23 protein-coding genes are annotated in these 26,001 nt (G+C 66.0%); 9 read left to right on the forward strand and 14 right to left on the reverse strand.

Annotated features, from left to right (window positions below):
* Window position 1: 1 nt before the first annotated feature.
* The 13 genes from AC1DIN_RS03610 to AC1DIN_RS03670 all read right to left on the reverse strand — a co-directional run bounded on the left by AC1DIN_RS03610 (window position 2) and on the right by AC1DIN_RS03670 (window position 13,469).
* Window positions 2-901 (reverse strand): ABC transporter permease, encoded by a 900-nt coding sequence (locus AC1DIN_RS03610; protein ID WP_476808695.1) that lies wholly within the window; start codon window positions 899-901, stop codon window positions 2-4.
* A gap of 3 nt (window positions 902-904) precedes the next feature.
* Complete coding sequence (locus tag AC1DIN_RS03615; protein WP_441469999.1) at window positions 905-1,918, reverse strand: ABC transporter permease; 1,014 nt, start codon at window positions 1,916-1,918, stop codon at window positions 905-907.
* A gap of 136 nt (window positions 1,919-2,054) precedes the next feature.
* A complete protein-coding gene (locus AC1DIN_RS03620; RefSeq protein ID WP_441470000.1) occupies window positions 2,055-3,647 on the reverse strand; it encodes an ABC transporter substrate-binding protein in 1,593 nt (530 codons plus the stop codon).
* Between the two features lie 417 nt (window positions 3,648-4,064).
* On the reverse strand, window positions 4,065-4,790 hold the full coding sequence (locus AC1DIN_RS03625) for an aspartate/glutamate racemase family protein (RefSeq protein ID WP_441470001.1): 726 nt from the start codon (window positions 4,788-4,790) through the stop codon (window positions 4,065-4,067).
* Entirely contained in the window at window positions 4,787-5,935 is a 1,149-nt protein-coding gene (locus tag AC1DIN_RS03630) for a saccharopine dehydrogenase family protein (RefSeq protein WP_476808696.1), read from the reverse strand. The genes AC1DIN_RS03625 and AC1DIN_RS03630 overlap by 4 nt, the downstream gene beginning before the upstream one ends.
* Window positions 5,928-6,707, reverse strand: coding sequence for an amino acid ABC transporter ATP-binding protein (locus AC1DIN_RS03635; protein ID WP_441470003.1), 780 nt, complete (start codon window positions 6,705-6,707; stop codon window positions 5,928-5,930). Before AC1DIN_RS03635 ends, AC1DIN_RS03630 begins: the two co-directional genes overlap by 8 nt.
* Before the next feature lie 14 nt (window positions 6,708-6,721).
* Window positions 6,722-7,384, reverse strand: coding sequence for an amino acid ABC transporter permease (locus tag AC1DIN_RS03640; protein WP_441470004.1), 663 nt, complete (start codon window positions 7,382-7,384; stop codon window positions 6,722-6,724).
* A gap of 96 nt (window positions 7,385-7,480) precedes the next feature.
* Complete coding sequence (locus AC1DIN_RS03645; RefSeq protein ID WP_441470005.1) at window positions 7,481-8,308, reverse strand: transporter substrate-binding domain-containing protein; 828 nt, start codon at window positions 8,306-8,308, stop codon at window positions 7,481-7,483.
* 124 nt (window positions 8,309-8,432) lie between these two features.
* Window positions 8,433-9,341: a 4-hydroxy-tetrahydrodipicolinate synthase gene (gene dapA / locus AC1DIN_RS03650; RefSeq protein WP_441470006.1), complete on the reverse strand. Its 909-nt coding sequence runs from the start codon at window positions 9,339-9,341 to the stop codon at window positions 8,433-8,435.
* A 20-nt stretch (window positions 9,342-9,361) separates the two neighbouring features.
* Window positions 9,362-10,759: an aldehyde dehydrogenase family protein gene (locus AC1DIN_RS03655; protein ID WP_441470041.1), complete on the reverse strand. Its 1,398-nt coding sequence runs from the start codon at window positions 10,757-10,759 to the stop codon at window positions 9,362-9,364.
* 13 nt (window positions 10,760-10,772) lie between these two features.
* Complete coding sequence (locus AC1DIN_RS03660) at window positions 10,773-12,059, reverse strand: FAD-dependent oxidoreductase (RefSeq protein ID WP_476808697.1); 1,287 nt, start codon at window positions 12,057-12,059, stop codon at window positions 10,773-10,775.
* A complete protein-coding gene (locus AC1DIN_RS03665; protein WP_476808698.1) occupies window positions 12,052-12,315 on the reverse strand; it encodes a 2Fe-2S iron-sulfur cluster-binding protein in 264 nt (87 codons plus the stop codon). The genes AC1DIN_RS03660 and AC1DIN_RS03665 overlap by 8 nt, the downstream gene beginning before the upstream one ends.
* The gene (locus tag AC1DIN_RS03670) at window positions 12,312-13,469 is read right to left on the reverse strand and encodes an NAD(P)/FAD-dependent oxidoreductase (RefSeq protein ID WP_476808699.1); all 1,158 of its coding nucleotides are present in this window, start codon (window positions 13,467-13,469) and stop codon (window positions 12,312-12,314) included. Before AC1DIN_RS03670 ends, AC1DIN_RS03665 begins: the two co-directional genes overlap by 4 nt.
* A 158-nt stretch (window positions 13,470-13,627) precedes the next feature.
* Here AC1DIN_RS03670 and AC1DIN_RS03675 point away from each other — a divergent pair, with 158 nt between their 5' ends.
* The 6 genes from AC1DIN_RS03675 to AC1DIN_RS03700 all read left to right on the forward strand — a co-directional run bounded on the left by AC1DIN_RS03675 (window position 13,628) and on the right by AC1DIN_RS03700 (window position 20,470).
* Complete coding sequence (locus AC1DIN_RS03675) at window positions 13,628-14,512, forward strand: LysR family transcriptional regulator (RefSeq protein WP_476808700.1); 885 nt, start codon at window positions 13,628-13,630, stop codon at window positions 14,510-14,512.
* A 408-nt stretch (window positions 14,513-14,920) separates the two neighbouring features.
* Window positions 14,921-16,528 carry an ABC transporter substrate-binding protein gene (locus AC1DIN_RS03680; RefSeq protein WP_476808701.1) on the forward strand — a complete coding sequence of 536 codons (1,608 nt, stop codon included), beginning with the start codon at window positions 14,921-14,923 and terminating at the stop codon, window positions 16,526-16,528.
* Window positions 16,529-16,583: 55 nt separating this feature from the next.
* Entirely contained in the window at window positions 16,584-17,537 is a 954-nt protein-coding gene (locus tag AC1DIN_RS03685) for an ABC transporter permease (RefSeq protein ID WP_441470012.1), read from the forward strand.
* A gap of 4 nt (window positions 17,538-17,541) precedes the next feature.
* Entirely contained in the window at window positions 17,542-18,429 is an 888-nt protein-coding gene (locus AC1DIN_RS03690; RefSeq protein ID WP_476764980.1) for an ABC transporter permease, read from the forward strand.
* Window positions 18,426-19,463 (forward strand): ABC transporter ATP-binding protein, encoded by a 1,038-nt coding sequence (locus AC1DIN_RS03695; protein ID WP_476808702.1) that lies wholly within the window; start codon window positions 18,426-18,428, stop codon window positions 19,461-19,463. Before AC1DIN_RS03690 ends, AC1DIN_RS03695 begins: the two co-directional genes overlap by 4 nt.
* Window positions 19,460-20,470 carry an ABC transporter ATP-binding protein gene (locus AC1DIN_RS03700; RefSeq protein WP_441470015.1) on the forward strand — a complete coding sequence of 337 codons (1,011 nt, stop codon included), beginning with the start codon at window positions 19,460-19,462 and terminating at the stop codon, window positions 20,468-20,470. Before AC1DIN_RS03695 ends, AC1DIN_RS03700 begins: the two co-directional genes overlap by 4 nt.
* 305 nt (window positions 20,471-20,775) lie before the next feature.
* Here AC1DIN_RS03700 and AC1DIN_RS03705 read toward each other — a convergent pair whose 3' ends face one another.
* Window positions 20,776-21,705, reverse strand: coding sequence for a hydrogen peroxide-inducible genes activator (locus tag AC1DIN_RS03705; RefSeq protein WP_441470016.1), 930 nt, complete (start codon window positions 21,703-21,705; stop codon window positions 20,776-20,778).
* Window positions 21,706-21,999: 294 nt separating this feature from the next.
* Here AC1DIN_RS03705 and katG point away from each other — a divergent pair, with 294 nt between their 5' ends.
* The 3 genes from katG to AC1DIN_RS03720 all read left to right on the forward strand — a co-directional run.
* Complete coding sequence (gene katG, locus AC1DIN_RS03710; protein ID WP_476764979.1) at window positions 22,000-24,180, forward strand: catalase/peroxidase HPI; 2,181 nt, start codon at window positions 22,000-22,002, stop codon at window positions 24,178-24,180.
* A gap of 318 nt (window positions 24,181-24,498) precedes the next feature.
* Entirely contained in the window at window positions 24,499-25,425 is a 927-nt protein-coding gene (locus AC1DIN_RS03715) for a glycosyltransferase family protein (protein ID WP_476808703.1), read from the forward strand.
* 156 nt (window positions 25,426-25,581) lie between these two features.
* Window positions 25,582-26,001, forward strand: a 420-nt coding sequence (locus AC1DIN_RS03720) for a GDP-mannose 4,6-dehydratase (RefSeq protein ID WP_476808704.1), incomplete at its 3' end; no start/stop codon positions are given.

Below are 26,001 nucleotides of genomic sequence, written 5' to 3' on the forward strand. Positions count from 1 at the left end.
GTCAGCTCCTCCGCTGCGGATCGACGAGATCGCGCACGCCGTCACCGAGCAGGTTGAAGCAGAACACCGCCGTCATCAGCGCCAGCCCGGGGAAGAAGGCGACCCACCACTCGCCGGAGACGATGAAGCTCGCGCCTTCCGCGACCATGATGCCCCATTCCGGCGTCGGCGGCCGGACACCGAGGCCGATGAAGGAAAGCCCCGCCGCGTTCAGGATGGCGTAGCCCATGGTGAGCGACATCTGCACGGCCATGATCGGCATGATGTTGGGCACGATCTGCGTCAGCAGCAGGCGCCATTCCGAATTGCCGGACAGTCTGGCCGCCTGCACGAAGCCGGCCTCGCGGCGGATATTCGCCTCGGCGCGGGCGACGCGGGCATAAAGCGGGAAATTGATGATGGCGGTGGCGATGACGATGTTGGTCACGCTGTTGCCGAGCGCCGCGACGATGCCCATAGCCAGGACAAAGAGCGGGAAGGCCATGATCGTGTCGGCGACGCGCCCGACCAGCGTGTCGACCCAGCCGCCGAAGAAACCGGCCATGACGCCGGCAAGCCCGCCGAGCAGAAAGACGAGCGCGACCGAGGCGACTGCGATCGAGAAATCGAGCCGTGTCGCCGCCACCACACGGCTGAAGATGTCGCGGCCGAGCTGGTCGGTGCCGAACCAGTGCGCCGCGCTCGGCCCTTGCAGCGACGCATTGGTATTTGAGGCCAGCGGGTCGTAGGGCACGAGCCAGGGTCCGAAAATCGCCGCCAGCAGGATCAGCGCGAACAGCCCGAAGGCGAAGCCGGTGACGGGGTTTTCCGCGACGATATGCCGGGCATGGGACAGCAGCGACGTCGAGGGCGGAGCCTCGAAACGCAGCTCGGCGGGCTCGATCTTGCTCACCTCGTTCATGACTCAGCCCTCCAGCCGGACACGGGGGTCGATGACGCCATAGAGGATGTCGATCAGCAGATTCAGCGCGACGTAGAGGATCGCCATGGTCAGCACGAAGCCCTGGATCGGCGCGTAGTCCGAGGCCAGCAGCGCCTCGACTGCATAGGAGCCGACACCCGGCCAGGCGAAGACCTTCTCGACCAGGACATTCGCACCGAGCAGGAATGAGAAAACCATGCCGAGCGTGGTGACCACCGGCAGCATGGCGTTGCGGAAGGCGTAGGTGCCGATGACCTTGCGCGTGGACAGGCCGCTGGCGCGGGCCGTGCGCACGAAATCGGCGACGAGCACGGCGAGCATCGAGGCGCGCGTCATGCGGGTGATCGGCGCGAGCGAGAAGATGGCGAGCGTCAGCGCCGGCAGCAGAAGCTGAGAGAGAGCGGCCCGGAAGATCTCGAAATCGCGCGCGATCAGGCTGTCGATCAGCAGGAAACCGGTGACGCGCGGCGGCTCCGAGAAGAAGACGTCGAGCCGCCCGAGCGGCGCGGGCGCCCAACCCAGGATGAAGTAGAAGACATAGACCAGCAGCAGCCCGGTGAAGAACACCGGCAGCGAGACACCAGCCGTCGCGACGATCCGGCAGAGATGGTCGATCCAGGAGCCCTGCCGCACCGCGGCCAGCACGCCGAGCGGCAAGGCGATCGCCATCGAGATCAGCAACCCGATCAGGGTGAGCTCGGCCGAGGCCGGCAGGCGCTGCGCCAGATCGGCCGTGACCGGCTGGCCGGTGGTGAGCGAGGTGCCGAGATCGCCCTTCACCAGCGCCGTGACATAGGAGACGAACTGGACAGGCAATGGCTGGTCTAGCCCGAGCTTGCCGCGGATATCGGCGATCGCCTCCTTCGAGGCGGCCGGGCCGGCGAAATATGCGGCGGTGTCGCCGGGCAGCACGCGCGTCAGCAGAAAAGTCACGATGATGACGCCGATCACCGAAGGGATCGTCGTCTTCAAACGGGCGGCGATCATGCCGAGCATGTACAGTTCCCCCGAGGTTGCTTGCGTCATTCTCGGGCGGAGCGCAGCGCAGACCCGAGAATCGCCTGATCGAGATGCTCGGGTCGAGCCCGAGCATGACGAGCAGGCGCATGGCACCCGCTCGTGAAAACGCCCCTCACCCCTTGGTCAGGTAGCGGAAGTCCGGCTCGCGGCAGGGCTGGAACTGGTAGCCGCCGATCGACTTCTGCATCGCGACGTCGTGGGTCGGCTGCGAGATCGGGATCATCGGGACCTCCCGCTCGACCAGCTTGACGAAGTCGACCACGAATTTCTCGTATTCGGCCTTGTCGGTGGTGAAGCGGGCGGCGTCGATCAGCTTGTCGAGTTCCGGGTTCTGGTAGTTGGCGATGTTGAAGATCGAATTGTTGCCGTGCATCGTCCAGAACAGGTAGTAATCTGGGTAATCGAGCCAGCCGGCGAAGCGGTTCAGCGTCATCGGATTGGTCTTCTTGGCGATCTCGGTGCGGAAGTTGGCACCCGGAACCTTGGTGATCTCGACGTCGATGCCGATGGCGCCGAGCGCCTCCTTGATCAGCACGGACATCGGCTCGGCCACGGTCGCGTTGCCGGCGTCGAACTGCAGCGTGGTCGAGAAGCCGCCGCCGGCGGCCGCGACCAGCGCCTTCGCCTTCTCGACATTGGTCTTGTAGGCGAAAGGCGTCGGCCAGGCCGGCTTCGGCGTCTCGGGGCCGCCGGACATGTCGACGCCGCGGCCGAAGAGCGAGGCCTGCAGCATCTTGTCGTAGGGCAACACCCAGGCGACGGCCTGGCGCAGCCGGACATCCTTGAACGGGCCGACCTGGCTGTTGAGATAGAGCCCCCAGACGCCGTTGGGGATCGGCACGCCGACGACATTGATCTTGCCGCCGTCGAGCAGGTCCTTGAAGTCCTTCGGCGGCAGGCCGTAGGAGACGTCGGCGTCGCCGCGCTCGATCAGCGCACGGCGGGTCGATGGCGAGGCGATGTCACGCGCGATGATGCGGCGCAGCTTCGGCAGCGGGCCGCTGGCCCAGTCGTCGTTGCGGACATAGATCGTCTCGACGCCCGGCTTCCAGCTCTCGACCTTGAAGGCGCCGGAGCCTGCGACGTTGTTCTTCAGCCATTCCTTGGCGAGCGGGTCGCCACCGCTGTTCTTGATGGCGAGTTCCGAGTCGAAGACGAAGGGGATCGTGACCGCCAGGTTCGGCATGGTCAGCTTGTCCTTGCGCAGGAAATCGACGCGGAAGGTCTTGTCGTCGACCGCGACGAACTGTTCCGGCTTCTCCAGCGAGCCGGCATTCATCTGCGTGGTCGCAAAGCCGCCAATGGTGACGGCGCGGTCGAGCGACCATTTCACGTCCTTGGCAGTGACGGGGCGACCGGAGTGGAACTTGGCGTCGCGCAATTTGAAGGTGCAGCTCATGCCGTCCGAGGCGACCTGCCAGCTCTCCGCAAGCTCGCCTTCGAGTTCGCTCATCGAGACCTGATTGCCGCCGCCGCCGGGGATCGGCACCGGCTTGAAGCGCAGCAGCCGGTCGTAGCAGTTGAGCGCGACGCCATTGACCGGCTGCGACGCGCCGATGCCCTGCATGTCCAGGCTGTTCGGTCCGTATTCCTGCACCAGCAGGAGCGTTTCGCTGCGGCTGGGCGATTGCGCGCTGGCACGTGCCGTCATCAGGAATGGCGCTGACAGGCCTCCGGCAATGGCGGCGCGACGCGTGATGGCCATGATGCTCTCCCGAGATAGCCGGCGCCGCTGGGCGCCGGACGCTTCAGTCCGGGAGGAGGCAATGCAGTTACCGTGCCGAGCTTTCTGAGCCCATCCATCGCGCTGTGAGCCGGTCGCGGCCCGCTAGTGCTCGGAAACATGCATACAATACGGCGATATTCGCCCAAAAATTAATCGCCCCTCGAAAGCGCTGAGATATTGATCAACACTCCGATGCTCAGCACCGCCTTGCGCCACAGGACATTGGACCACCGTCTGAAGCGGAGGTTCACGCCAGTGCGGTTGACGCCGTTGGCGGCGCTATCGATGGCCTGATCTGGCCCAGGGAATATGCTTGGTCCCGCCTTGCGACGAGCGCCTCAATCGCTCAGGTCCTTGACTCGAGGCCGAGAGCTGGCCCGCGCGACCCGCCAAATCTCATCGGAAGCTCGGCGGCGATATCGCATGCCCGAACCATTCGACGAACCCGATGATGTCGAAGACCGGCCGTCCTGTTGCAGCGGCGATTGCCGCCGAATGCGGCGGAAGATTGGTACATTCGCAAAGGATCGCACCGACATTCGGATGGCGGGCGACCAGCGCTCGGGCAGCTGTCACGACTTCCTCCTCGAGCCGTGAGATGTCGGACACGCCGCCGCGATTGCCATAGACCTGGCGGAACAGGCTGTCCGGAGGCAGCCCCTCGATGGGGGTGTCCGGGCGCACTCCGACGGCGGCCAGATGCCGTGTCGTCAAGGCTTCCGCGGCGAAGGTGAGGATGCCGACCTGCTGCCCGCCGGGCAGCATCGCCTCGATCAGCGGTGCCTGCAGCAGGCTGCTCGTCGCGACAGGAACCGGCAGCGCGTCGGCGAGCTCCCTTTGAAGCAAGGCCAGAAAACCGCAGCTCGTGGTGATGCCGCGCACGCCGCAAGCGACGAGATCGAGGGCGGCTGCGATGAAGGGCTCGAGGAACTCTTCCGGGCGACCATGGACGATGGCAGCCGGATCGGCGCCGCGCACGACGCGGAACTGGACGGGGAACGGCCAGGTCCGGCCGTTGCCGATATCGCCCGGCAGACGCTGGAAATGGGTGTCGAGCATCAGGACCCCGACGCTCAGATCGTTCACGACTGCGCTCGTCCGCATGAAGCCAGATCCGTTCATGGAAGCACTCCCTGCCCAACACGCCCGGAGGCAGCCCCAGGCGTCTCGAAGAACCAGGCGAGGAACCGGTTTTTGCGCAGGAGGTCCAGAGGGATGTCCTCTTGCGCGAGGAGCCCTCTGCGGCCGATCAGCCCGAGACGCAGCAGATCGAGCACCGCCGCGACATGGGAGGCGGCCGTGCGCCGCATGGCCCCGACCGAGACATCGCCGATTCGCATCGGCTCGACCTCGCGCAGAAAATGCTCGTGGGGTGCACCTTCCGCGCAGCGAGACGCCGCGGTGATCGAGATCAGCAGGCGATCGTCGGCGATCTCTGGCAGCGCGTTGAGGAAGAGATTGCGCAGCAAATAGACGCGCTCGCGCAGCTTCAACTCGTCGAGCAGAAACGCCATCTGGTCGGCATGCCCGGGGTAGCGGATCGTGTGTGAAATCAGATTTCCGACCTTGCCGGCCAAGCGGTCGCGAAGCGTACCCGGGATGGCTCCGGAGACGAAGACCTCATAGTCGCGCGATCCGAGGTGCAAGGGGCTGCAGCGGGACAGCGGCGCCAGCCCGGTCTCGTGGCCGTCGACGAGCGCAAGCGAGGCGCGCGTGTATTCCCGCAGCGTGGCGTCGACATCCCAGACCAGCCCGTAGCCCAGGCGCCCGGTGGCCGTTCGCGGCAGAGCGCCGATCCGGACGTCGATATCCGGTAGGCCAGGACAGCGCGAGGCGAGATCGAGAACGAGGCCCGAGACGAGCCCCGGCGAGATGCCGCATTGGGCGACGAAGCAGCCGGCCGCGGCGCTGGCCTCGCGCTGGACGGCTTCGAGCGCGGCTCCGTCATCACCGAGGTCGAGATAGTGGCTTCCGCTGCGCCGGGCGGCCGCGGCCACCATCGGCGTCGCCGAGGAGGGCAATGCCGCGACGACAGCGTCGGCCCCGGCCAGGACCCGGTCGAGCTGCGCCGCGTTGCCCGGATCCGCTTCCGTCAGCGGCAGCGCAAGGTCCTTGGCTCGCCCGCGGCCGGGCTCGGTTGGGTCAGCAAGCACGAACTCGAATTCCGACGCCTCGCGCAGGAGCAGCGCCAGGGCGATGCCGACCCGGCCGGCGCCGACGATGACGACCTTGAAGGGCCGCGCGTTGCTTGCCTGCCGATCAGCCATGGAAGCGCGCGAGGAAGGTCTTGAGACGCTCGTTGTCCGGGTTGTGCAGGATGCGGTCGGGACTGCCCTGCTCGGCGATGCGGCCGCCTTCCATGAAGACGACCCGATCGGAAACACCGGCCGCAAACGAGATTTCATGCGTGACGAGGACCATGGTCATGCCCTGTTCCGCAAGATTGCGCACCACGCCCAGAACCTCTCCGACGAGTTCCGGATCGAGCGCGCTGGTGATCTCGTCGAGCAACAGCGCGTCCGGCTGCATCGCCAGCGCTCTGGCGATGGCCACGCGCTGCTTCTGTCCCCCCGAAAGCTGATCCGGTCGCGCGTCGCGTTTCTCGGCCAGGCCGACCTTGGCGATGTAGTCCATCGCGATGTCGATGGCCTCGCCGCGCGGCTTGCGCTGGACGGTCATGGGGCCTTCGATCACGTTTTCCAGCACCGTCATGTGCGGGAACAGGTTGAAGTGCTGGAACACCATGCCGACATGGCGCCGCAATTCGCCGAGGCCGAGAAGCTGGCCCGTGCCGCGGAATTTCGGGCCGACACGGCGGCCGCGGAACAGGACCTCGCCGGTGTCCGGCACCTCCAGCATGTTCATGCAGCGAATGAAGGTCGATTTGCCGGAGCCGGAGGGCCCGATGATCGAGACGACTTCACCGCTGGTGAGCGAGAGATCGATGCCATGAAGGACGGTGAGCGCGCCGAAGCGCTTGGTGATGCCGCGTGCTTCGAGGACGGTGTCGCGGGCGGCAGGCTTGGGAACGGAGTTCATGGAATGGCTCTCGCTCAATGGCTGCCGCGCGTCCGGCTCTCGACGATGTCGGCGAACTTCGTGATCGGGAACAGGATCACGAAATAGAGCAGCGCGAGGACGGTGTAGGATTCCAGCGGGCGGTAGGTCTGCCCGTTGACGATGCTGGCCATGTAGGTGAGCTCGGCCACGGAGATCACGGAGATCAGCGAGGTATTCTTGAACTGCGTCACCGACTGGTTGATGAAGGCGGGCATCATCCGGCGGACCGCCTGCGGCAGCACGATGCGCCGCATCACCTGCCAGCCCGACATGCCGATCGCAGCGCCTGCCTCGGACTGCCCCTTGTCGATCGAGACGATGCCGCCGCGAAAGACTTCGGCATAGAAGGCTGCGGCATAGAGCGAGAGCGTGATCAGCGCCGCCGCCCAGTTGGCGAGATCGAAGCCGAGCAGCAACGGCAGCGCGTAGTAGATCCACAAGAGCTGCACGAGCAACGGCGTGCAGCGGAACAGCTCCTGGAAGCCCTGCGCCAGCCAGCTCACCGGCCCGATACCAGACAGCCGCGCGAAGCAGAGGAGCAGCCCTAGGACCAGCCCTATAGCGATGGAGGCCACCGTGTAGACGATGGTGATCCACGCTCCCCAGAGGAACAGATCACTCGCCTGCAGGATCGGGGCGAAGCTCCACGTGTACATGTCATGCCAGCCTTTCGTGAAAGCGGCCCCTGAGCAGGATGCGAAAAGGCCGGAGCCGGTTTTCGCAAATGCCCTGCTCTGGGGGCTGCTCCTGCCTTAACCGCCGAAGCCGAAGCCTTCGGGCATGTCGTCGAGCGTGATGCCGAAGGGCGCGAGGCTCTTCACGATCCAGGTCTGGTTGTTGCCGATGCGGCGGTTGTATTCGGCCCAGGCCGAGATGAAGGCGCGCGACTTCTCGTCGGCCTTCCAGTTCATGGCGACCACGGAGGGTGTGGACAGAACCGGAGACGGCACCATCACCTTGCCGATGCCGCTCGCCTTCTTGCTCATGACGAGGCCGTTCAACATGGTGTTGACGAGACCGTCGGCCTTGCCGGCGACCACCGCCACGATCGCCTCGTCACGGGACTTGAAGCGCAGCATCTTGGCCTTGGGCAGATATTGCTGGGCGATCAGATCCTGCGAGGAGCCAAGGTCGACCGCGAAGGTGTATTTCGGATCGTTGAGCTCGGCCCAGCTCAGCTTCGACAGCTCCGGCTTCGGGGAGACGATGACGAAGCTGTTGAAGTAGGTCGGGTTCGAGAAGGCGACGGAGAGGGCTCGCTGCGGGGTCGCCGTGACACCGAGCGCAAGATCGACCTTGCCGCTCTGCACGTCGAGGATGGAGTTCGGCCAGCTCGACTCGACGACCTCCAGCTTGACGCCGAGGGTGTTGGCGATGTCGCGGGCCATCTCGATGGCGAAGCCGCGCCATTCGCCGGACCGCGGGTCCTTGTTGAAGTAGGGGTCCTCGTTGATGATCCCCGGAATGCGCAGCACACCGCGCGAGCGGATGGCGTCGATGGTGTCCTCGGCCCGAGCCGAGGCTTGAAGTGCCAGCAGTCCCAGGCCGGCTGCGCAGATGGCGCGAATAATCGATTTCATGAGCTTTCCACTCCGTTCCCTTGCCGATGTTTTTCGGTCTTGCGCTGGTGGTTAGGACGACAAGAGCCTAGGCGACGCACTTCCGAGGACAATGCGAGAGTAAGCCGTCGTCCTACCGGTTTTCTTATATGTTCGCTCGGCTCTCGAACGATTGCAGGCTTGCTTCGAGCGCCTTGCGGCTTTCCGGGCGCAGAGCCGCGAGCGGCGCCCGCAACTCCGGTCCGATGGCGCCGGCCCGTGCGAGTGCGGTTTTTATCGGGACCGGGTTGCTCTCGATGAAGAGATGGCCGACCAGATCGAACAAGGCCTCGTGGATGCGGCGCGCCTCGCGCGGGTTACCCGCCGACCAAGCCCTGCACAGCGCCACGACTTCGGAGGGCAGCAGGTTCGACGCGACGCTCGTCACGCCGTCGGCGCCGAGCGCGAGGAAGGGCAAGGTCAGGCCGTCATCGCCCGAATGGATGATGAAATCCTCGCCTAGCGCCAGTCGCAGCTCCGTGATGCGCTCCGCCTTGCCCCCGGCCTCCTTGATGGCGACGACATTGGAATGAGCCGCCGCAAGCCGCGCTGCGGTCGCAGGCGCGATCTCGACGCCGGTGCGTCCCGGCACGCTGTAGAGCATGATCGGCAGCTTCACGGCGCCGGCGATGGCGGAGAAGTGGTCGAACAGCCCATCCTGCGAGGGCTTGTTGTAATAGGGCGTCACGAGCAGGACGCCATCAGCACCTGCCGTCTCCGCGCGCCGGGCCTTGTCGACGGCAAGCCGCGTCGCGTTCGAGCCGGCGCCGGCCATGACGAAGGCCCGTCCGGCCGCGGCCTTCACCGTGGTGCGGATGACCGTGTCGGCCTCGTCCTCGCTCAGCGTTGCGGCCTCGCCCGTGGTGCCGACCGGGACGAGCCCGGACACACCGGCCGCGATCTGCGCAGCGATGAGCTTCTCTAGCGCGGGAATATCGAGCGCTCCGTCGCGGAAGGGCGTGACCAGCGCGGTGAAGACGCCGGTCAGGCGGCGACGCAGTTCGGGATCGATCATCTCATTGGCTCCTTGCATCATCAGTCGATGACGACCTTGGTTTCGCTCATCTCGCGCAGGGTCATGTGGATGCCCTCACGGCCCAGCCCGCTCGACTTGATGCCGCCGAACGGCACATTCTCGGCGCGGAAGTCCGGGCCCTCGTTGATCATGACGCCGCCGACGCGGAGCCGGCGGGCGACCCGCTTCACGAGCGCATGGTCGTTCGTGAAGAGCCCGGCCTGCAGCCCGTAAGCGCCGTCATTGATCTCGGCGATCACCGCATCGGGATCGGCGAAGCGGCGCACGGCGAGCACCGGCCCGAACGTCTCGGAGCGGACGAGCTCCGACTGCGCCGACACGGCGTCGAGCAGCGTCGGCGCGAACAATGTGCCTTGGCGGCTTCCGCCGGCGACGATCCGGGCGCCATCCGCAACGGCAAGCTTCACGCGCCGCTCGACCTCGGCCGCTGCCGGCTCGTCGATGACGGTGCCCATGACGGTCGCGGCATCGGCCGGATCGCCGGTGGCGACCTTCGCGACCCGCGCCGCGATGCGTTCGATCATCGTCTCGCGGATGGCGTCGTGCAGATAGAGCCGCTTCACCGCGGCGCAGCTCTGGCCGGCGATCTCGAAGCGGTGCGCGATGGCGACTTCGGCGGCACGGTCGAGATCGGCGTCTGGCATGACGATCAGCGGGTCGTTGCCGCCGAGTTCCATCAGGCAGCGAACGAGGCCGGAGGCGTTCTTCAGCGCCAAGCCCGCCGTGGGGCCGCCGGTGAAGCTGAGCAGATCGATGTCACCGCTCGCGATCATCGCCGCGACATCGGCGCCGCCATGGACGATGCCGAACAGACCGGCAGGGAAGCCTGCTTCCTCGGCAAGTTCGGCCAGACGCTGCGCGGCGAGCGGCGCCTTCGGCGAAGGTTTCGCGACGATGGCGTTCCCGGCCGCGATCGCAGGCCCGAGTTTGTGGCAGAGCAGGTTGAGTGGATAGTTGAACGGCGTGATCGCACCGAGGACCCCGGCAGGCTCGTGTGTGATGACGGCCTGCTTGTCCGGCGCACCCGGTACGATGGCTGTGGGCAGAACCTCGCCATGCAGCACGGTGACGGCGTCGCCACTCAGCCGGAGCGTGTTGCGGGCGCGGCGGACCTCGTTGCGCGCCTCGGTGATTGTCTTGCCGACCTCCGCGCAGATCGTCTGGGCCATCGCCTCGGCCTCGTCCCCAAGGCGGTCGGCAAGCCGATAAAGCAGCTCCTTGCGTTCGGCGGGGGTGCTGAAGCGGAAGCTGGACCACGCCTTGCGCGCCCGGCGCAGGGCCTCGGCCACCGCGATCTCGTCGGCCTGGCGGACCCTGCCGACGAGCCCGCCGTCGAACGGATTGGTCACCTCGACCATGGAGGCAGCGATAGCCCGGGCGGGCTTGGCGAGGGACATGGTCACGGTCAGATCACTCCGTTTCATCGTTTGTCAGGCGGGCGAGCGCTGCGACCGAAACCGGTCGCAAGGGCCAGCGCGGTGGCGTTGCGGCCGGCAATGGCCGGCCCCGCAGGGCCGCGATCATCGGGCCGCAGAAGCGGCCCTGGCAGGCGCCGAGCCCGAAACGGCCCATCAGCCGGACCTCGCGGGGCGAAGCGTCGTCTGGCAGGGCCGCCAGATCCGCATAGCTGCGTCCTTCGCAGCGGCAGATCACGGTCTCGGGCGCGGGCGCGATCGGCTCGCTGTGGAGCGCTCGTGCAATAGCGGCCTGAAAGCCCCGGGCACGCTGCAGGCTGTGCTCATCCCGCGAAGCGTCTGTGCCTGCGAGGCCGAGGCGGGCCAGCACCTGCATCGCGGCGCGTCGACCGTCGAGCAGCGCGGCATCGGCACCCAGCGCTTCCCTCCCGTCTCCAGCGAGCAGGATGGGCATGGCCGCATCGGGGGCCGGTAGTGGAATGCCGGTGCGGTTCGGCTCGATGCCGTCATGGATCAGCAGATGCCGCACGCGCAGGACTTGCTGCGTCTCACCGACGCGGATGCCGACCTTGAGACCTTCGCCATCCGGCTCAGCCCGTATCACGACGGCTCCGCAACGATAGGGCACACGGCCGATGGCAAGTGCCGCTGCATAGGCCGCAGCCTCGGCCATCGGCGCCCATGACACAGCGAGACGGGCCAGAGCCTCAGGGGCGCGCCACGGCCGGCCGCGCTCCAGCACGGCGACCGGCGGATTGCCGGCCTTGGCGAGCTGGGCTGCGAGGGCGGGCAGCAGCGGCCCGCTGCCGGCCACCAGGATCGGGCCTTGCGGAGGGCGCCCGGTTTCCTTGAGCAGCACCTGCGCGCCGCCGGCCGTCATGACGCCGGGCAGTTCCCAGCCCGGGAACGGGCGGATCGTTTCGACGGCACCGACCGCGATGATCGCTCCACGGGGGCGGTGCGCGAAAACGCGGCCGGCACGACGATCGTCGAACAGAAAGTGGCCTTCGCCGTCGACGCCGAGAAAGACGGTCTGCGTCCGGGTCTCGATGCGATCGGCAGAGGCCTGGAGCCGCGCCATGAGCCCGGCCCAGTTGCGGCGGTGGCGAGCGGGCCGCCAGACATGGCTTTCTTGGCCGGCAGCCGGCTGGCGATGGATGGCGCCGCCGAGCTGATCCCGCTGCTCGATCAGCAGGACGGGCAGACCGGCTTCCGCGATGGTGGCAGCCGCACTCGCGCCGGCCGGACCCCCGCCCACCACAAGGATAGGGGCCTCACGCATGGTCGGCTCCGATCGCGGGCAGCGCGCCGAGCCGCAGGCCTTCGCTTGCAAGTGTCAGGCAGGCTTCGACCGGCGCCGCGCCCGCGACCGCGACGACGCAGCCCTGACAGGCGCCGATCCCGCAGAACACCCGCCCGCCCGGCGAATCGTTGGACTGGCCGAGATCGGCGATGCAGGCCCGGAGCAGAGCTGCCGCGATCGTCTCGCCCGGCTGGAAAGCCACCGGCTCGCCGTTCCAGAAGAAATGGCCGGTCATGCCTGGGCCTCGACGCGAGCGAAGCGTTGCGGCGCCAGAGCGGACAGGTCGGTTTCCGGCTTCTCGCCGAGCAGCAGGCGGGCAGCGCAAGCACCCATGAACGGCCCAAGGCAGATGCCGTCGCCCTCGAAGCCAGTCGCAATGACGACGCCTTCGCGATGCGGGTGCAGGCCGACGATCGGCAGGCCGTCCCGGGAAGCGGTCCTCACCCCGGCGAAGCTGCGCAGGACGCGGCGACCGGCGAGCGGGGGGTAGAGATCCAGAGCCTCGCGCAGGATCGCCGCGATGGTCACCGCATCGGTGGCGTGGTCGCTGCGATGGTCTTCGCGACTGCCGCCGATCAGGAACTGGCCCGTCATCAGCGGGTCGATCACCAAGCCGATATGGGCGTTATCGCGAACGATGCCGCGCTTCGCGGCGAGATAGGAAGCCGCCATCAGATGACCATCGATCGCAGGGCCTGCCGCGCTGGCACGGTCGGTGACGACCATCTGCCCCTTGCGCGGGATCAGAATCTCGCCGAGGCCGAGCAGCGGAGCCGAGCCGATACCCGCGGCGACGAGCACCGCATCGGCTGCAAGCAGCTCGTCCCGGATCGCGACGCCGCCGACGCGCCCGGCCCGCATGACGATCTCGGACACTGGCGCATTGCGGCGGATGCTGACGCGGCTCTTGTGCAGGAGCCTTTCGGTGATCTCGTAGCCCAGCGCATGCCCGTCATCGGGTATTTCGAGCGCTGCGCAGACGCTGCCACCCAAGCCCGGAATGCGATTCAGCAGGACCGGGCGGCTGATCTCGACGACGCGCTCGCCCGCCGCCGCGAGGTCGGCGCCATGTTCGGCGACGAGCTCTGCCTCGATCGCCGTTCGTGCAACGAGGAAAGTCGAGCGGCGATGGAACAGGCCGCGAAACAGGCCATCCCGCTCGCTGCGGACGTAGAGGGCCCGGGCGTGGCGTGCGAGATCCATCATCGGGCCGGGACGTTTGCTGGCGACCGAAACCGCCCCATCCGAGGCGCCGGTTGCTCCTGCCGACGGCCCGGAAGCATCGAGCAGTGTCACCCGTGCGCCCGTGGCGGCCAGGAAATGGGCGGCGGCTGCGCCCACGATCCCGGCGCCGACCACGGCAACATGAATGGATGAAGAGGAGGCCATGCCGAAGCGGTTCGTCCCGTAACGCGATGCCGAGAACCTCGTCGGCTTCACCCATTGGGTCGATGCAAATGATCCGCTTCGACTTCCCTCATTGTTTGCAAGTGGCGGAAGGCGCGCTGTTGTAGGAAGGAATGACGGGCCGTCCGCCGGAAGGGATCATGCGCGAAGCCAATCTGACGCTCATCCAGACATTCTTCATCGTTGCGCGCGACGGCTCCTATTCCGCCGCGGCGCGCAAGCTCGGCATGAGCTACCAGTCGGCCGCCAACCATGTGCGGCGGCTGGAGCAATTGCTGGCGGAACGGCTCGTCGTCTCCGAGCAGGGCGCCAAGACAGTGACCCTGACGCCGCGTGGGCGCAGCCTCTACAAGCTGTTGCTGCCGGAGCTCGATACAGTGCTGACCAGGCTCGACCGCACGCTCCAGAAGGAGCGGCCGGTGCTGCGGATTGGCCTGCCGCAGGCGATCTTCTTTTATCTGATGCCGCCGATCCTGGCGCAGTTCCGTGCGCTTTTCCCGCAGGTCGAGATCATCGCCTTCGAGCGCGATACCGCCCTGCCGGAGATGATCCGGGACGGCAGCCTCGACCTGTGCATTACCGAGCGCTATTTCGGCGATCCCAATGTGCCGCAGCACCTTGTCTGCACTTATCGACCGGCGCTCGTTCTGCCGCGCGAATGGGGGACGCCGCCGCGAGGGGAGATCAGGCAGTGGGTCCAGGGACGCCCCTTCGTCACCTATGAGCCCGGCCAGCTTCTGCGCAACCTCGCCATCGATTATCTGCAGCAGGACGATACCGAGATGGAGATCGCGATCTCGACATCGGGCAGCTCAAGCGTGAAACGCTGCGTCGAGGCCGGTCTCGGCTACGCGATCATTCCCGCCTGGTGCATGGATGGCAGCGAGACCACGATCACTGCGATCGAATTGCCGGAACTGCCCGAAATTCCCATCTATTTTGGCGAAGCCAGCTTTTTGGCGCGCAACCCCTACGTTGTCGCACTACGGCGGCTTTGTGTGGGTTTCACTTCCGCGATGGAATAGGGGCCGCATCAGCCCGGGCGCCGGCGCGGTACCACTCGTCTGGCCGAACCACGGCAAAGCGCCATTTCCTCCTTCGCCCGTGGTTCGGAAGCTGACGTTCGATCAAGCGGCTGCACACGGCAACCCGTACCTCGCGGACCAAGCCCAGGGCCTGGCGCCCTCGCCCGGCGGCGGCGATGATCTCGTCCGGATTGACGGCCAGGTGAACGGTCCGGCCGCATTCCGCCTGGTCGGCGTTCTCCGTACCGGCCCGCCAAGATCGATCAGAGAGGGCGACGACCGGCATCCCCAACCGAAACGCGGCATCCCCGGTTGCGGAATCGCAGAACCGTTACGACGCGAGCCAGCGCAGAAATGTCGGATGGCACGGTGCTTGCTCGGATGGCTCGATGCCACCGGGAGAGTTCTATGCGCCTATCTGTTCTGAAGACGGCTTTCGTGCTCGCCATCCTGCCCACCCTGCACAGTGTCGCCTGGGCGCAAGGCACGCTGCGGATCGGCATGACGGCGTCGGACATTCCCCTGACCACCGGCCAGACCGACAATGGCGGCGAGGGCATGCGTTTCATGGGCTATACGGTCTATGACGCGCTCATCAACTGGGACCTGTCGAGCGCGACCAAGCCCTCCGACCTCGTGCCCGGCTTGGCGCTCAGCTGGGGGCTCGATCCCACCGACCCGACCAAGACCAAGTGGCTCTTCAAGCTGCGCCCCGACGTGAAATTCCATGACGGCTCAGCCTTCACCGCCGAATCCGTGGTCTGGAATCTCGACAAGCTGCTCAAGAACGACGCTCCGCAATTCGACCAGCGTCAGTCTGCGCAGGGCAAGTCGCGCATCCCCGCCGTCGCCTCCTATCGCGCCATCGACCCGTTGACGCTGGAAATCACCACCAAGTCGCCCGACGCGACCCTGCCCTATCAGCTTGCCTGGATCCTGATGTCCTCGCCGGCCAACTGGGAGAAGCAGGGCAAGAGCTGGGACAACGTCGCCAAGTCACCTTCCGGCACTGGCCCGTGGAAACTCGCGAGCTTCGTGCCGCGCGAGCGCGCCGAGCTGGTTCCGAACCCGGACTACTGGGACAAGGCGCGCGTGCCGAAGCTCGACAAAATGATCCTGCTGCCGCTGCCGGAGGCCAATGCCCGCGTCGCGGCCTTGCGCTCCGGTCAGGTCGATTGGATCGAGGCGCCTGCGCCGGACGCGGCGAAATCGCTGATATCGGCCGGCTTCAAGATCGTCACCAACGCCTATCCGCACAACTGGACCTGGCACCTGTCGCGCGCCGAGGGTTCGCCCTGGAACGACATCCGCATCCGCAAGGCGGCCAATCTCGCGGTCGACCGCGAGGGCATGAAGGAGCTGCTGGCGGGGATGATGATCCCGGCCGAGGGCTTTTACCCGCCCGGACATCAATGGTTCGGCAAGCCCACGTTCAAGCTCGAATACAAACCGGACGAGGCCAAGAAGCTGATGAAGGAGGCCGGCTACACACCGGAGAAGCCGCTCGTCACCAAGATCCTGATCTCTCCCTCGGGTTCCGGCCAGATGCAGCCGCTGTCGATGAACGAGCTGGTGCAGCAGAATCTCGCCGATATCGGCATCAAGGTCGATTTCGAGGTGGTCGAGTGGAACCAGCTCATCAACATCTGGCGCGCCGGCGCCAAGGATGCGAGCTCGCGCGGCGGCACCGGCATGAACTACACCTACTTCATCCAGGATCCGTTCACCGGCTTCATCCGCCATCTCCAGTGCAACCTCGCCCCGCCCGCCGGAACCAACTGGGGCTATTACTGCGACCCGGAGATGGACAAGCTCTTCGACCAGGTGCGCAACACCTTCGACCCGAAAGAGCAGACCGGCATCCTGCAGAAGATCCACGAGAAATACGTCGACGACGCACTCTTCCTGATGGTGACGCACGATGTGAACCCGCGCGCCATGACCGCCAAGGTGAAGGGCTTCGTCCAGGCGCAGAACTGGTTCCAGGACTTCTCGCCGATCACGATGGACAAGTGAGAACGCGGTGGCGCGGCCGCCTCGCGCGGCTGCGTCCGTCGCCGGGAGGTGATCCTTGCTTCTCTACGCCCTGAAGCGCCTCGTCTACGTGCTGCCCGTCGCCTTCGGCGTCAGCATCGTCTGCTTCATGCTCGTCCACCTCGCGCCGGGCGATCCGTTGACAGCGATCATGCCGATCGACGCCACCGCCGCGCAGCAGGCCGAGATGCGCGCCGCCTATGGCTTCGACAAGCCACTGCCGGTGCAATACGCGCTCTGGCTCTGGAAGGTGCTGCATGGCGATCTCGGGGCCTCGATCGCATCCGGCCGCCCGGTTGTCTCGGAGGTCGGCCGGGCCGTCGGCAACTCGCTGATCCTTGCCTCGCTGGCGACGCTGATCGGCTTCGGTTTCGGCACCTTCTTCGGCTTCGTTGCTGGCTATTTCCGCGGCAGCGTCCTCGACCGGCTCGCCTCGCTGGTCTCGATCCTCGGCGTCAGCGTGCCGCATTATTGGCTGGGCATGGTGATGGTGATCGTCTTCTCCGCCATCCTGGGCTGGCTGCCTTCGACGGGTGCCGGTCCAGGCGGCTCGACAGCCTGGACGTTCGACTGGGAGCATCTGCGGTACATCATTCTGCCGGCGATCACGATGTCGGCCATCCCGATGGGAATCATCGCGCGCACCGTGCGCGCGCTCGTCGCCGACATCCTCTCGCAGGATTTTGTCCAGGCACTACGCGCCAAGGGCATGGGCGAGTGGGATGTTTTCAAGCATGTCGTGCGCAATGCCGCGCCGACGGCGCTCGCTGTAATGGGCCTGCAGCTCGGCTACCTGCTCGGCGGCTCGATCCTGATCGAGACCGTCTTCGCCTGGCCCGGCACCGGCTTCCTGCTCAACACTGCGATCTTCCAGCGCGACCTGCCGCTGCTGCAAGGCACCATCCTCGTGCTGGCGCTGTTCTTCGTTGGCCTCAATCTCATCGTCGACGTGCTCCAGACCACGCTCGACCCGCGCATCCAGCGAGGCTGAAAGCATGAGCGCAATCGATGCCGGAGCGCTCGCCGTCATGACCCCCGTCAGGAGCGAGGGCTACTGGTCAAGCGTGGGACGCCGGCTGGTACGCGATCCCGTCGCGATGCTGGCGCTCACCGTGATCCTGCTCATCATACTTGCGGCGATCTTCGCGCCCTATATCGCGCCCGCCGACCCGTTCCGCGGTTCGATGGTGCGGCGGCTGCGGCCCATCGGCACAACGGGCTATCCGCTTGGCACGGACGAACTCGGCCGCGATCTGCTCTCGCGGCTGATCTATGGCGGCCGGCTCTCGCTCTTCATGGGCGTCACGCCGGTTATCCTCGCCTTCATCCTCGGCTCCTCGATCGGCATCTTCGCCGCCTATGTTGGCGGCTGGATCAACACCCTGGTGATGCGCGTCATCGACGTGTTCTTCGCCTTCCCTTCGGTGCTGCTGGCGATCGCGCTTTCGGGTGCGCTCGGCGCCGGCATCCTCAACTCGATCGTGTCGCTGACCGTCGTCTTCGTGCCGCAGATCGCGCGCGTCGCGGAGTCGGTCACGACCCAGACACGCAACCGCGACTTCGTCGAGGCTGCCCGCATATCCGGGGCGGGCATGCTGACCATCGTGCGTGTCCATGTGCTCGGCAACGTGCTGGGGCCGATCTTCGTCTATGCGACCGGCCTGATCAGCGTCTCGATGATCCTCTCCTCCGGCCTCTCCTTCCTCGGCCTCGGCGTGAAGCCGCCCGAGCCGGAATGGGGCCTGATGCTCAACACCTTGCGCACCGCGATCTACAGCCAGCCGCTGGTCGCGGCGCTGCCGGGCATGATGATCTTCATCACCTCGATTTCCTTCAACCTGTTCTCCGACGGCCTGCGCGGCGCGATGGAGGTGCGGCAATGAGCGGCTTGGCGAACGATCCGCGCGACCGCGGCGGCGCAGGCACGCCGCTCCTCGACGTGCGCGGGCTGGTCAAGCACTTCGGCGGCAAGCGTAGCCTCTTCGGCAGGCCGAGCGGCACTGTCCGCGCCGTCGACGGCGTCGACTTCAGCATCGCCAAGGGCGAGACGCTCGGCATCGTCGGCGAATCCGGCTGCGGCAAATCGACCACGGCCCGGCTCGTCATGCAGATCGTCAAGCCCGATGCTGGCGACATTCTCTTCGACGGCGAGAAGGTCGGCTCCGCCGCGCTCGACCTGAAGGCGTTCCGCCGGCAGGTCCAGATGGTCTTCCAGGACAGCTACGCCTCGCTCAACCCCCGGCTAACGGTCGAGGACACGGTCGCCTTCGGCCCGCGCATCCATGGCGCCTCGGCTTCCGCATCGATCGCGAAGGCGCATGACCTGCTCCATCGCGTCGGGCTGGAGCCGCGCCGCTTCGCCGGGCGCTATCCGCACGAGATCTCCGGTGGCCAGCGCCAGCGCGTCAATATCGCCCGCGCGCTCTCGCTGAACCCGCGCCTGCTCATTCTCGATGAGGCGGTCTCGGCGCTCGACAAGTCGGTCGAGGCGCAGGTTCTCAATCTCCTGCTCGACCTCAAGCGCGATTTCGGTCTGACCTATATGTTCATTACCCACGACCTCAACGTCGTGCGCTTCATGTCCGACCGGATCATGGTGATGTATCTCGGCAAGGTCGCCGAAGTCGGGCCATCCGAGCTGATCTTGGAGAAGCCGGGCCATCCCTATACGGCCGCCTTGCTCTCTTCCATGCCGTCGATGGACCCCGACAGCCTGACTGAGGAAGCGCCGCTGGCCGGCGACCCGCCGAACCCGATCAACCCGCCAAGCGGCTGCCGCTTCCACCCGCGCTGCAAGATGGCTTCGGCGCTCTGCAGCCATGCGGAGCCCGAGCTGACTGAGGCCAGCTCACAGCATTTCGCGGCCTGCCATCTCGCCGACCCCGCCTCTGGCCATCCGAGGCTCGCGGCCGCATGACCAGCACAGCCCCGATCGTTGAAGCGAAGGATCTTACCGTCGATTTCGCGGCCGGCCGCGGCATGATCCGCGCCGTTTGCGGCGTCGATCTCTCGCTCAAACCGGGGGAGACTGTCGCGCTGCTTGGCGAATCCGGTTCCGGCAAAAGCGTGACCTTGCGGGCGCTGATGCGGCTCCATCCCAAATCCGCCAAGATTGGCGGCTCGGTCGCTGTCGACGGGCAGGACGTGCTCGCCCTATCGCCCTCGGCCCTGCGCGCCTATCGCGGCAAGACGGTTTCGATGATCTTCCAAGATCCCGGCCTCGCCTTCGATCCGGTCTATCGCATCGGTGATCAGATCGCCGAGACGGTGATGCGCCATGAGGGCGTCTCGCGCGCCGAGGGCCGCAAGCGCGGGCTCGAATTGTTCGAGCGCGTCCGCATCCCCTCGCCGGAGCGCCGGCTCGACAATTTCCCGCATGAGATGTCGGGCGGCATGCGTCAGCGCGCCATGATCGCGCTCGCCCTCGCCTGCCGGCCGAAAGTGCTGCTCGCCGACGAGCCGACGACGGCCCTCGACGCGACCGTGCAGATTCAGGTCCTGCTGCTGCTGCGGGAGTTGCAGCGGGAGTTCGGCCTCGCCATCGTCTTCGTGACGCATGATATCGGAGTTGCGGTCGAGGTCGCAGACCGGATCGCTGTGATGTATGCGGGACGCATCGTCGAGAGCGGCTCGTGCCGGGGCGTCATCCGCAACCCAGCCCATCCCTATACGCGCGGACTGCTCGCCTCCCGGGCCCATGCCACGCTCGGCAAGGACGAGCGCCTGAAGGCTATTCCCGGCTCGCCGCCCGATTTGGCCGCGCCGCCGGTCGGCTGCGCTTTCGGCCCTCGCTGCGGAGACTTCATTGAGGAATGCGCTCAGGGCGTGCCCGACAACGTCCGGATCGACCCCGTTCATACTGTGCGATGCTTGCGAGCCGTTTCCGAGAGTCCGGTCCCGGCAACGACAACGGCTCGAACGTAACCGCAAAGAGATTGGCAGGAGATCCCCGCTCGCAGGCAATCGCCAGATCGGCGAACCCGGGGCCCGCCGCGGCGGTTAGCCCGGCAGACCAGTCGCGATTGCGCGGCCGGCTTGAACCGCTCGCGGGCTCGTCCGGATCTATCCCAGGACTGCCCCTGCAAGACCAGCCCACCGACCTGACGCTGCTTCGCGGCGATGTCTTCGGGGTGGACCAATTGATCCCATCGGTGTTGGCCCGGGCATCGCCATCGCACTTGAGGCGGGCGGACGTCTCGAAAGCGCTGGGGCAATGGGCTCGGCAAGCCTCAGGAATGCGTGTGCGTCGAGGGATTTGCCCTGGACATACCGGCTGATCGACGAACCTTGTCGGATATCTGAAGCAGTTGTTTCGCGAGCGGGCTCGTCTTGCGCCAGACCATGCCAACGGTTCGGGACGGTTGAGGCGTTTTGAATTTTGCCACCGAGACCCCCGCCGAACGCGTTTCGAGGGCCACCGCCATCTCCGGTATCAGCGTCACGCCCAGGCCTGCATCGACCATCTGCACCAGTGTCGTCAAAGAGCTCGCATCGAGCATGTCGCGCGGCCGGGCCGAGCGCGGCTTGATCTTGCAGAACGACAAGGCCTGCTCGCGGAAGCAGTGTCCCTCTTCCAGCAGAAGAAGCCGCATTTCGCGCAGCGCGTCAGCATCGGGGACGGGCTTTCCTTCGTCCTCCTTCGGTCGCACCAAGACGAAGCTTTCCGTGAAGAGCGCCACTTCCGTCAGGGACGGTTCCGAAACCGGCAAGGCGACGATCGCCATGTCAAGACGCCCGTCGTTCAGCTCCTCGACGAGTCGCGGCGTCAACGTTTCGCGGATATGGAGATCGAGGCCGCCGTGCAAATCGGTTAGCTCGCCGATCAGGCTCGGCAAGAGATAGGGCGCGACCGTCGGGATGACGCCGATGCGCAGCCGTGTGACCAGCCCGTCCTGCGAAGCGCCTGCGTAGCGTTCCAGTTCATCGAGGGAGCGCAGGATATCCTTCGCGCGCAGAGCGATCTCTTCACCGAAGGTCGTCAAGCGGACTTGGCGTGTACCCTTCTCCAAAAGCTCGGTCCCGAGCTCCTCTTCCAATGCCTTGATCTGCATGGAAAGAGCCGGCTGCGAGATCGAGCACGCCTCGGCGGCGCGGCCGAAATGGCGATGGCGTTCCAAGGCCTCGAAGTAGCGAAGCTGCTTGAAAGTCAGGTTCATCATAATCCAAGCTTATCATCTGGATCAGAAAATCCGAATTAATATAATGAGACGTCTTTGGTAAGACGCTGGTAGCGAAGGGGGGATCGCAGATGCCGAGGCCGTGGCGCACCGCAGGGGTCGATGATGTTGCGCCTGCCATCAGCCGGGCCTTCGGGCCCCGTCCGGTGAGAACTTGCCGGTCGCCTGACATTTGTTCGCTTTGCTGACTGTGGCAGGCGCCGCATTCCCGCTTGGATATCGGTTCGCCTGTCGACGAAATCACATATTCCGCCAAGCCCAGCTCTGGAGAGAGACATGAACGCGAAGACCGAGGACAGCACGGGCAAATGCCCCGTCGCCCATGGCGGCGGTGCCAGCCGACAGAACCGCGACTGGTGGCCGAGCCAGCTGCCTGTCGACCTCCTGAACCAGCATTCGTCGAAGTCCGACCCGCTGGACCAGGCCTTCAACTACCGCGAGGCGTTCAAGAAGCTCGACTACCAGGCGCTGAAGAACGACCTGCGCAAGCTGATGACCGATTCGCAGGACTGGTGGCCCGCCGATTTCGGCAACTATGGCCCGCAATTCGTCCGCATGTCCTGGCATGCCGCCGGCACCTATCGCCTCGCCGACGGCCGTGGCGGCGGCGGCCGTGGCCAGCAGCGCTTCGCTCCGCTCAATAGCTGGCCGGACAATGTGAACATCGACAAGTCACGGCGCCTGCTGTGGCCGATCAAGCAGAAATACGGCCAGCTGATCTCCTGGGCCGACCTGATGATCCTGACCGGCAACGTCGCGCTGGAGACCATGGGCTTCCGCACGTTCGGCTTCGCCGCGGGCCGCGAGGACACCTGGGAGCCGGATCGTGACGTGAACTGGGGCGCCGAGACGGCGTGGCTGACCCATCGTCCGCTCGACAAGTTCGATGCGCCGCTCAGCGCCACCGAAATGGGCCTGATCTATGTCAACCCGGAAGGCCCGGGCGCGAATGGCGATCCGATTTCCGCGGCCCACTTCATCCGCGAGACCTTCGCCCGGATGGCGATGAACGACGAGGAGACCGTGGCGCTGATCGGCGGCGGCCACACCTTCGGCAAGACCCACGGCGCCGCCGCGGAGTCCTACAAGGGGCCGGAGCCGGAGGCTGCGGAGCTCGAGGCGCAGGGGCTGGGCTGGGCCAGCAGCTACGGCACCGGCCACGGCGCGGACGCGATCGGCAGCGGCATCGAGGTTACCTGGACGCAGACGCCGGCGCAGTGGAGCAACCACTTCTTCGAGAACCTGTTCAAGTTCGAATGGGTGCAGACCCGCAGCCCGGCCGGCGCCATCCAGTGGGAGGCGAAGGACGCCGAGGCGGTCATCCCAGACGCCCATGACCCGTCGAAGAAGCACAAGCCGACGATGCTGACGACCGATCTGTCGCTGCGCTTCGACCCGGCCTACGAGAAGATCTCGCGCCGCTTCCTGGAGAATCCGCAGGCCTTCGCCGAGGCTTTCGCCCGCGCCTGGTTCAAGCTGACCCACCGCGATCTCGGCCCGCGCTCGCGCTATCTCGGCCCGGAAGTGCCGAAGGAAGAGCTGATCTGGCAGGACGTCGTGCCGGCCGTCGATCACCCGCTTGTCGGCCAGGCGGACATTGCCACCCTCAAGGAGAAGATCCTGGCTTCGGGCCTCACCGTCTCCGAGCTGGTCGGCACCGCCTGGGCCTCGGCCTCGACCTTCCGCGGCGGGGACAAGCGCGGCGGCGCCAACGGCGCGCGCGTTCGCCTCAGCCCCCAGAAGGACTGGGAGATCAACCGTCCGGCCCAGCTCGCCAAGGTGGTCGAGGTCCTCGACGGTATCCGGCGCCAGTTCAACAAGGAAGCCGACGGCGACCAGAAGGTCTCGCTGGCCGACCTCATCGTGCTCGCCGGCAATGTCGGCGTCGAGCAGGCGGCGAAGGCTGCCGGCCACAACATCACGGTGCCGTTCACGCCGGGCCGCACCGATGCCAAGCAGGAGCAGACCGATATCCATGCCTTCGACGTGATGGAGCCGGCGGCCGACGGCTTCCGCAACTACCAGAAGGCAGGTGCGAAGGTGGCGGCTGAGGCGGCACTGATCGACAAGGCGCAGTTGCTGACCCTGACCGCGCCGGAACTCACCGTGCTGGTCGGCGGCCTGCGAGCGATCAACGTCAACGCCGATGGCGGCACGCATGGCGTTCTCACCCATCGGCCGGGCGCGCTGACGAACGACTTCTTCGTCAACCTGCTCGACATGGGCACGCAGTGGAAGGCGATCTCTGACGCCAAGGATTTGTTCGAAGGCACCGATCGCAAGACCGGCGCAGCAAAGTGGACCGGCACGCGCGCCGACCTCGTCTTCGGCTCGAACTCGATCCTGCGCGCGCTGGCGGAGGTCTACGCCAGCGCCGATGCCAAGGAGAAGTTCGTGAAGGACTTCGTCGCGGCCTGGACCAAGGTGATGAACCTCGATCGCTTCGACGTGGCCTGATCACCACATAAAAAGATGCTCGGCCGCCCGTTCTCGGCAGCGGGCGGGCATGAATTGCATGCGATTGGCTCGTGCGGCGGTAGCATCACGAGCCAACATTTTTCCCGGAAAGATGACTTCAGAGGCATCGAAAGGGTCGCGGCAAACGCCCAACCTTCAAGGCTTCTCAAATCCGGCTACGGCGCCGGCCTGAGCCGTTCCGGAACAAGGAGCGAGCAGAGCGACGATCAGCACCGGATGGCATCGTGAGTCTTCCTCGGATTGGTTGATCAGCTCGGCAAGCAGCGCTAAAGCCACCGGGAAAGCTGAGAGCATGACATGATGGCAGTGCCGAAAGCACAAACGTCCGACAGGCGCTGTTGTGCTGCCGTGGTGTTGTACCGGCCGGTTTCGGCGTTGCTCGCCCTACAGGTCGATGGCCTGCGCGGGACACGTTTCATCGCCTTTGCCAACGGTTCCTTGGAGCCCGACGCTGCCGCTGCACTGACCCCGGCGGATTTGCGCCTGATCGCGAGCCCCGACAATGTCGGGCTGGGGCGAGGCCTCAACGCCGTGATGGAGGCCGCGTCCGAAGAAGGCTTCACGCATGTCTTGCTGCTCGATCAGGATAGCGAGCCCACCTCGGCGATACTGGCAGCGCTCGCCGGCCGGATGCAGGAACTGGAGCGGGCCGGAGAGAGGGTCGCCGTGCTGGCTCCCCGCCTCGTTCCGCCGGGAGAGGATTTCTACAAGCCGATCCGTTATGAATGGCGCGGCCAGCCAAGAGGCGACGGTCTTGCGGGCGTCGATTTTGCACCGACCTCGGGTTCGCTGATCAGCGTCGAGGCCTATCGGGATATCGGCCCCTTCCGGGACGATTTCTTCATCGCCGGCATCGACGTCGAATGGGGTTTTCGCGCCTGGAGCAAGGGCTGGGCATCCTACATCGCCAGAGATCTCGCGATGCCGCATCGCTGGGGCGAGGCGGTGAGTGAAGACGAACTCGGCAAGGCCCAGATCCTGCGCCATGCTCCGATCCGAAATTACTACTACGCGCGCAACGTGATCGCCGTTGCCCGGCTCTCGCATGTGCCGCTTTCTTGGCGGATCAAGTCTTGCGCAGCGCTGGCGATGCAGATCGGACTGATGGCGCTCAAAGGCGCTCCGGGAGGCCTGCCGCCGATCTGGGCGGGGTTGCGCGACGGGTTAGCCGGACGGCTCGGTCCTGCGCCTCCTCAGGCTGCCTGGACTAGATCCCACGCTTGAAAGACCACGGCGAAAAATGAAAGCGTATCGTGACGCCGCTGCCCCGCCTTCACGACGATGGCAGCAAGGAACCGGTCGCTTGACTCCTTAAGAGGAGGCTGCTTTTTGCCGCCTCGACTTGGAACTTGATCGCTTTTCCTCTCGGAGTTCTGCGGCGTGCCCTTGCGTTATCTCGTCACCGGCGGCGCCGGGTTCATTGGTTCGGCGGTTGTGCGGAAGCTGATCGGTGAGACCGGGCATGAGGTCTGCGTCGTCGACAAGCTGACCTATGCCGGCAATCTGGCCTCGCTGGCTCCTGTTGCGGGCAGCAACCGCTATCGTTTCGAGCAGGCGGATATCGGCGACGGTGAGCGGATGCAGGCGATCTTCGCCGATTTCCAGCCGGACATCGTGATGCATCTGGCGGCGGAGAGCCATGTCGACCGCTCGATCGACGGGCCGGCGGCCTTCATCGAGACGAATGTCGTCGGCACTTTCACGCTGCTGCAGGAGGCGCTGCGGCATTACCGGGCGCTGCCGGAGGCTCGAAAGCAAGGCTTCCGCTTCCACCACATCTCGACCGACGAGGTCTTCGGC

This window comes from Allobosea sp. 05T438, from assembly GCF_056396025.1.